At 60.5% G+C, this 7,998-nt stretch carries 5 protein-coding genes; 4 read left to right on the forward strand and 1 reads right to left on the reverse strand.

Annotation, left to right across the window (positions count from 1 at the left end; all coding sequences use genetic code 11):
• The first annotated feature begins 81 nt into the window (after positions 1–81).
• On the forward strand, positions 82–1,332 hold the full coding sequence (locus LBR61_12510; protein ID MDR1732903.1) for a dicarboxylate/amino acid:cation symporter: 1,251 nt from the start codon (positions 82–84) through the stop codon (positions 1,330–1,332).
• A 96-nt stretch (positions 1,333–1,428) separates the two neighbouring features.
• On the opposite strand, the gene LBR61_12515 is transcribed toward LBR61_12510, so the two are convergent.
• Complete coding sequence (locus LBR61_12515; protein MDR1732904.1) at positions 1,429–2,130, reverse strand: amino acid racemase; 702 nt, start codon at positions 2,128–2,130, stop codon at positions 1,429–1,431.
• A 169-nt stretch (positions 2,131–2,299) separates the two neighbouring features.
• On the opposite strand from LBR61_12515, the gene LBR61_12520 reads away from it, so the two are divergent.
• From LBR61_12520 to carB, 3 genes are all read left to right on the forward strand, one after another.
• Positions 2,300–3,496 carry a M20/M25/M40 family metallo-hydrolase gene (locus tag LBR61_12520; protein MDR1732905.1) on the forward strand — a complete coding sequence of 399 codons (1,197 nt, stop codon included), beginning with the start codon at positions 2,300–2,302 and terminating at the stop codon, positions 3,494–3,496.
• Between the two features lie 139 nt (positions 3,497–3,635).
• The gene (carA, locus tag LBR61_12525) at positions 3,636–4,745 is read left to right on the forward strand and encodes a glutamine-hydrolyzing carbamoyl-phosphate synthase small subunit (GenBank protein ID MDR1732906.1); all 1,110 of its coding nucleotides are present in this window, start codon (positions 3,636–3,638) and stop codon (positions 4,743–4,745) included.
• Positions 4,742–7,998, forward strand: a 3,257-nt coding sequence (gene carB, locus LBR61_12530) for a carbamoyl-phosphate synthase (glutamine-hydrolyzing) large subunit (GenBank protein ID MDR1732907.1), incomplete at its 3' end; no start/stop codon positions are given. The genes carA and carB, both read left to right, overlap by 4 nt.

The following is a 7,998-nucleotide window of genomic DNA, read 5'->3' on the forward strand; positions in this document are numbered from 1 at the left end:
TCTGTTCAACGGGTATCATTTGTTATAATAAGCTATCCTGGAGAACCGGAACGTTTTTAACTCACAGAAGGAGGGGTATTCGTGAAGAACAAAGGGACGTCATTGTTGGTGAAAATCAGTATCGGTTTTGTGCTGGGTATCGTCTTTGGCTTTCTCGTGGGGCCCATGGCGGCGGACAACGCGTTGCTGAAGGAGTATGTCATGCCTCTCCTGGACGCCGTGGGGAAAATCTTTCTTACGCTTCTGAAGATGCTGATCGTTCCGCTGGTTTTCTCCAGTATCGTGGTGGGGGCCGCTTCCATCGGAGATCCGAGGTCACTGGGGCGAATCGGGATCAAGACCCTCGTGCTGTACCTCCTGACCACGGCGGTGGCCATTGCCATTGGCCTCGTCCTGGGCAACCTGATCCAGCCGGGTATCGGCATGAACATCGCCGGGGCAGCCGGGAAGGCCCAGGAGGGCAAACCGCTGCTGGACGTCTTCCTCGACATTTTCCCGTCGAACCCGCTGGACTCCCTCGTGAAGGCCAACATGCTGCAGATCATCGTCTTCGCGCTGTTCTTCGGCGTGGCGTGCCTGTTTGCCGGCGAGAAGGGTAAACGCATCGTCGGCGCTTTCGACGCCATCGCCGAGGTCATGTACTCCATGACTCACATGATCATGCGACTGGCTCCTTACGGCGTTTTCGCGCTGATCGCCGTCACCGCGGCAAAATACGGATTCTCCATACTGGCGCCCTTCGCCAAGGTCATCGGCGCGGTTTACGCGGGTTGCATCCTCCACGCCCTCGTCGTCTATTCGGGGATGGTCGTCGTGTTCTGCAAGAGATCTCCGCTCTGGTACTTCAAGGGCGTTCAGGAGGCCTCCATCACGGCCTTCGTCACCCGTTCCAGCTCCGCCACGCTGCCCGTCACCATCGCCAACGTTCGGGACAACCTGGGGGTCTCGGAGAGCATCAGCTCCTTCGTCCTGCCTTTGGGGGCCACCATCAACATGGACGGGACCGCCCTCTATCAGGGAGTCTGCGCCCTGTTCGTCGCTCAGGCCTTCGGCATCGACCTGTCGATAAACGCCCAGATCGGAATCATCCTTACGGCGACTCTGGCTTCCATCGGCACGGCGGGCGTTCCCGGAGCGGGGCTGATCATGCTGACGCTGGTTCTGACCAGCACCGGACTGCCCATTGAAGGAATCGGCCTTGTGGCGGGCATCGACGCCATTCTCGACGCCATGCGCACCTGCGTCAACGTCACCGGAGATACCGCCGTCTGCGCGGTTGTGGCGGCCACGGAAGGGGAAAAACTGACGCCCTCCGACGCGGTGGTAAACTGAGAGCCGCTTAACCAAAAAACCCAAAGAAATAAAGGAAATGAAAAAACGCGGACGGGGTTCTTTCTCCTCGTCCGCACGCTTTTTTTTGCGCCAAATTCAGAAAAGGCGTCGGAGACAGGCGTCGCTGAGGGCCTGAAGGCTGGAAACCTCCTTTTCACGGGGCAGCCCCGAGGCCGCGTAAGCCAGGGGAAGCTCCGTGCAGGCCGTTACGATCAGAGTGTCGCGCTCCCGCCGGAGCTCCTCGATGACCTCCCGCAGCACGCGCCCGGCCTCGGACATTTTTCCCGCCTTGACCAGAGTGAGGCTCTCCTGTATGCGTTCCTGCTGCCCGTCGGCGGGGTGAAAAAACTCGTAGCCCACGCGGCTGGCGTATTCAGGATAGATATTGCTTTTCCGCGTTCCGGAGGTGGACAGGAGCCACGCGCCCTTCGGACTCCTGCGCCGGGCCGAGTCCAGCGTCGCCTCCACGATGTGAACGAGGGGGACGGTCAGCGCCTCCCGAAAACGGTCGATGAAACAGTGAGCCGTGTTGCAGGGAACGGCCAGAAGGTTCGCCCCCATGTCCACCAGTCGCTCCAGCTCCTTTCGCAGAAAGGGCGTGGGGTCCTCTCCGGTTCCCAGGAGAGCCTCCGTGCGGTCGGGAATGGAGGGGTCGGAAATCATCAGAACCCGCGGGTGATCCTGGTCCCTTTCCGCGGGGGTGTCCCGGGCCAAAATCGCCAGAAACTCCGCCGAAGCGGCCGGCCCCATTCCGCCAAGAACCCCCAGAGTCTTCTTTGGACGCGACAGTGACGTCATTGCGCAATCTTCCTTTCCAGTCCGAGCCGAGCGGCGGCGACGGTTTTTCCCGTTCTGAAGCTCTCCCGTTCCGAAGCTCATTCTCCGCTCTTTTATGGCATAATATAACAGAGAACGTACTAATTTTTAAGTGAAGGATCAAAAAAGAAATAAATTTCAGGAGGTTCTTATGTCTATTTCGCTGTTATTGATGGTGTCCCTTTTCGTGCCTGTTTTTCTCTGCCGGCGGGCGGAGGCCGCGTCCGCGGATGAAGCGGTCGCCGACTGGATCGACCGGAACAAAGACGCTATGTTGAAGGAATGGCTGGAGGTCATGGCCATCCCCGGAAAATCCCGGCAGGAACAGAAGCGCACGGCGTGGTTCGAGGCGAAATTCCGGAAGATCGGTCTGGAGGACGTGACCCGGGACGAAATCGGCAACGTGTGGGGAACCATGAAGGGGAAACCCGGCGCGCGCACCCTTCTCATCACGGGACACATGGACAGCGTTTTCGCCAACGACGTCCCTCTGAACCCGGAAATCCGGGACGGATGGATTTACTGCCCCGGCGCCGGAGACGACATTCCCGCCCCTCTGGCCCTGACCTGGATAAAACGGGCTCTGGACGAGCTCTCCATCACTCCGGCCTGCAACCTTCTTTTCCTGGCCACCGTGCAGGAGGAAGTGGGGCTGCAGGGGATGAAATATTACCTGGCCCACGCCGCCAAAAAGCCGGATCAGGTCATCGCCGTGGACGGTCAGCTGGGAAAGATTTTTGTGGGAGGTCTGGGGGTCAACTGGTACAAAGTTTACGCCGTCACCCCCGCGGGGCACACGATGAAAAGCCTGGGGCAGCCCTCGGCCGTGAAAAGCCTTGCTCTGGCCATCACCGAGGCCTATAAATACCAGACCGAAGAGGACCCGCCCATCTATTTGAACCTGGGGGTCATCGGCGGCGGAACCACCGAAAACGCCATCTGCGAGGAGGCCTGGGTGACCCTCGACATGCGGTGCCCGGACCCGGCGGGCCTGAAAAAACTTGAGGACAGCGTCCTGAGCGCCATGGAAAAGGCCATCACCGACTCCGGCGCCGTCTTCAGGAAGGAACTGCTCATGGACATCACCGCCGGTCAGCAGCCCAACCCCGCCGGTCTGGACGTGGTTCAGGCGGCCGTGGTCGCTCTGAAGGATTTGGGATACGACGACGTTCCCCTCAGCGGAGAGGGGGCCACGGACGGCAACGTTTCCGTCTCTCTCGGCATTCCCACCGTCTCCGTGGGGGTCATCTCCTCCGAAAACGCCCACTCCCTTCAGGAGCGCGCCCGGGTCGACAGCTTTGCCACGGGCATGAAACAGCTCATGATGATGGTGACGCGTTTAAAGTGAAAATATAAAAAAATAAATAAATGAAGTGAACAAAGATAGTTAAAGCAAATCTTGATCAAATTCAGCAGGAAAGGGTTTCGATTTTATGTGTTCTGATTCCGAACCGGGTTTTCCGGAAAAGCCGTCCGCAGGAAGCGCGTTGGAAAGCAGACGGAAGGCGTCGCTGATTCTGGAGAACGGGCCAGTATTCCAGGGCTATTCGTTCGGCAGCGAGACGCCCGCGGCGGGAGAGGTCGTTTTCAACACCTCCATGGTGGGTTATCCGGAGAGTTTGACGGACCCCTCCTATGTGGGGCAGATTCTCACCGTGACTTATCCGCTGGTGGGCAACTACGGCGTTCCTCCCGACACGCGAAAAGACGGGGTTTACGATTATTACGAGTCGGAAAAAATCCACGTCACAGGCCTCATCATCTCCTCCTATTCCGCCCGATACAGCCACTGGAACGCCACAAAGAGCCTGGGCGACTGGCTGAAGGAGCATCGGGTTCCCGGCCTTTACGGCATCGACACCCGGGAGCTGACGAAGTTCCTTCGGGAGCGGGGCGCCATGAACGGTAAAATCGTCTTCGACTCCCCCGACGAGATTCCCTTCGACGACCCCGGCCAGCGCAACCTGGTGGCGGAGGCCAGCTGCTGCGACATCATCCATTACGGCGTCGAAAATACGGGTAAACACGTGGTTCTGGTGGACTGCGGGGTCAAGCACAACATCATCCGGTGCTTCCTGAAGCGCAACGTCCGCCTGACCCGGGTGCCCTGGGACTACGACTTCAACACGCTGGAGTGGGACGGGCTTTTCATCTCCAACGGGCCCGGCGACCCCGCCCTCTGCGGCACGGCCGTCGGTCATCTGCGGGCGGCGCTGGAGGGGGACAAACCGGTCTTTGGAATATGCATGGGAAACCAGCTCATGGCCCTGGCCGCCGGAGCGAAGACCTACAAGCTGAAATACGGGCACCGCAGCCACAACCAGCCGGTGCAGATCCGCAACACGACAAAATGTTTCGTCACCTCCCAGAATCACGGGTACGCCGTGGACACCGGCACCCTGCCCGACGACTGGGAGCCCCTCTTCGTCAACATGAACGACCAGACCAACGAGGGGATTCGCCATAAAACGAAGCCCTTTTTCTCCGCCCAGTTCCACCCCGAAGCCTCCAGCGGCCCCACGGACACGGAGTTTCTGTTCGACCGGTTCATGGAAGCCATGGAAACGGGCACGATGGAAGGAGGCGAGGCGCGGTGAGCGGCAAAGAGAACGCTTCGGCGAAGAGCATCAAAAAAGTGCTGCTGCTGGGGTCCGGGGCCCTCAAGATCGGCGAGGCCGGAGAGTTCGACTACTCCGGCTCCCAGGCTCTGAAGGCCCTTCGGGAAGAGGGGATCGTCACGGTTCTCATCAACCCCAACATCGCCACCATCCAGACCTCCGAGGGGACCGCCGACAAAATCTACTTTCTGCCCGTGACCCCGTTTTTCGTCGAAAAAGTGATCGAGAAGGAGCGGCCCGACGGGATCCTGCTGGCCTTTGGCGGACAGACGGCGCTGAACTGCGGCGTGGCGCTTTTCCGGTCGGGAATTTTCGAGAAGTACGGCGTGTCCGTGCTGGGAACCCCCGTTCAGTCCATCATGGACACCGAGGATCGGGAGCTGTTCGTCGAAAGACTGAGCGAAATCCAGGTCAAAACCATCGAGAGCGTCGCGGTGGAAACCCCGGAGGCGGCCCGTGAGGCGGCGGAATCTCTGGGATACCCCGTGATCGTGCGCGCGGCCTACGCCCTGGGCGGCATGGGCAGCGGATTCTGCGACAACGCCGGCGAGCTGTCCGCCACCGTGGAAAAGGCGTTCAGCTTCTCCAGCCAGCTTTTGATCGAGAAATCCCTGAAGGGCTGGAAGGAGGTCGAGTACGAAATCGTGCGGGACCGTTACGACAACTGCATAGCGGTCTGCAACATGGAGAACTTCGACCCCCTGGGAATCCACACCGGGGAAAGCATCGTCGTGGCCCCCTCTCAGACTCTCACCAACGACGAGTATCACATGCTTCGGGAGCTGGCCATACGCATCGTGCGCCACGTGGGGATCGTGGGCGAGTGCAACGTGCAGTACGCCATCGACCCCGCCTCCGAAGATTACCGCGTGATCGAGGTCAACGCCCGCCTCAGCCGCTCGTCGGCTCTGGCGTCCAAGGCTACCGGCTACCCGCTGGCCTTCGTGGCGGCGAAACTGGCGCTGGGCATGGGACTTCACGAGCTCGCCAACTCCGTAACGAAGTCCACCACCGCCTTTTTCGAGCCGGCTCTGGACTATATCGTCTGCAAAATTCCCCGCTGGGACCTGGGCAAGTTCGAGGGGGTCTCCCACGAGATCGGGTCCAGCATGAAAAGCGTGGGAGAGGTCATGGCCATTGGCCGTTCCTTCGAGGAGGTCATTCAGAAGGGCCTGCGGATGATCGCTCAGGGAATGCACGGTTTCGCCGCCGGCGCCAACAGCTCCTCCCACATGGAGGCACTGTCCGGGGAGGATCTGGCTCAGGCCCTTTCGAACCCCACGGACCGCCGCATTTTCGTCATCGCCGAGGCTCTGGCCCGGGGCTGGACCGTCGAAAAAATCCACGACCTCACCCGAATAGACTGCTGGTTCCTGCAGCGGCTTTCGGACATCCACGTCTGCGCCGAAAAGATCGCGGCCCTCCCCGACCTGGAGGACCTGGCCCGTCTGCCGGAGCTCCTGCGGGAGGCCAAACAGATGGGGTTCTCGGACTACCAGATCGCGAAACTGATCTATAACCCCGACAAAAAAGCCGTCGACGACCGTTTCTACATCCCGGAGGAAAAACGCGGCGAGGTTCGGGACCTGCGCAAACGGCTGGGAATCGTGCCGGTGGTGAAGCAGATCGACACCCTCGCGGCGGAGTACCCCGCTCAGACCAATTACCTCTACCTCACCTACAACGGCGCGGCCAACGACGTCACGTACCTCGGCGACAAAAAATCCATCGTCGTTCTGGGGTCCGGCGCGTACCGCATCGGCAGCAGCGTGGAGTTTGACTGGTGCGGCGTCAACGCCCTGACGGCCCTGCGGAAAAAGGGCTGGCGCGGCGTGATGATCAACTACAACCCGGAAACCGTCTCCACGGACTACGACGTCTGCGACAGGCTCTACTTCGAGGAGCTGACCTTCGAGCGCGTCATGGACATCGTGGAGCTGGAAAACCCCAGGGGCGTGATCCTCTCAACGGGCGGGCAGATTCCCAACAACCTGGCTCTGCCTCTGGAGCGCGCGGGAGTTCCCATCCTGGGGACCTCCGCCACCAGCATCGACCGGGCGGAGGACCGGCATAAGTTCGCGTCCATGCTGGATCGGCTGGGCGTGGAACAGCCCCGCTGGAAGGAACTTCGCACAATGGACGAAATTTACGCATTCGTCAGAGAGGTGGGGTATCCCGTTCTGGTGCGGCCCTCCTACGTGCTGTCGGGGGCGGCCATGCACGTCTGCTCCAACGCGGCGGAGCTGGAGCATTTCCTGGGCGAGGCGGTCAACGTCTCCCAGAACCACCCCGTGGTGGTCACCGAGTTCGTCGAGCACGCCAAGGAGGTGGAAATCGACGCGGTGGCCTCCCAGGGCGAGATGATCGCCTGCGCGATTTCCGAGCATATCGAGTTTGCGGGGGTGCATTCCGGCGACGCCACCATTCAGTTTCCCCCTCAGCGTCTGTACGTGGAGACGGCCCGTCAGGTCCGCCGGGTGGCCCAGCGCATCGCCTCGGAACTGGCGATTACCGGCCCTTTCAACATCCAGTTTCTGGCGAAGGACAACCGGGTTCGGGTCATCGAGTGCAACCTTCGGGCCTCCCGCAGTTTCCCCTTCGTGTCCAAGGTGCTGAAGCTGAACCTGATCGAGCTGGCGACGCTGGCCATGCTGGGCGAAAAAGTCCAAAAGCACGCCATGAGCGAATTTGAACTGGATTACGTCGGAATAAAGGCCTCTCAGTTCTCCTTTTCGCGCCTGCAGAACGCCGACCCCGTTCTTGGAGTCGAAATGGCCTCCACGGGAGAGGTGGGCTGCCTTGGGGACGATTTCCACGAGGCGGTTCTGAAGGCGGCGCTGGCCGTGGGGATGCGCGTTCCCGAAAAGGGGACGGGAAGGGGAATTTTGATCTCCAGCGGCCCCCTGCGCTCCAAGGTGGACATGCTGGACTGCACGAAGCGGCTCTGCGAAAAGGGTTATCTCATCTACGCCACGGAAGGGACCTACGATTTTCTGACGAAGAACGGCGTCCCCAGCATCCGGGCCTATCAGCCCAGCGAGGTCGAAGAGGACTCCAACCGTGCCATGCTGGGAGCGGTGGAGCTCATTCGGGCTCAGAAGGTCGATCTGGTGATCAACATCCCGAAAAACCTGACGGAAAGCGAGCTGATCAACGGATTTCGGGTCCGCCGCAGCGCCGTGGACCACAACGTCCCGCTCTTCACCAACGCCCGTCTGGCGGGGGCCTTCAT

This window comes from Synergistaceae bacterium, assembly GCA_031272035.1.
Lineage (GTDB): Bacteria > Synergistota > Synergistia > Synergistales > Aminobacteriaceae > JAISSA01.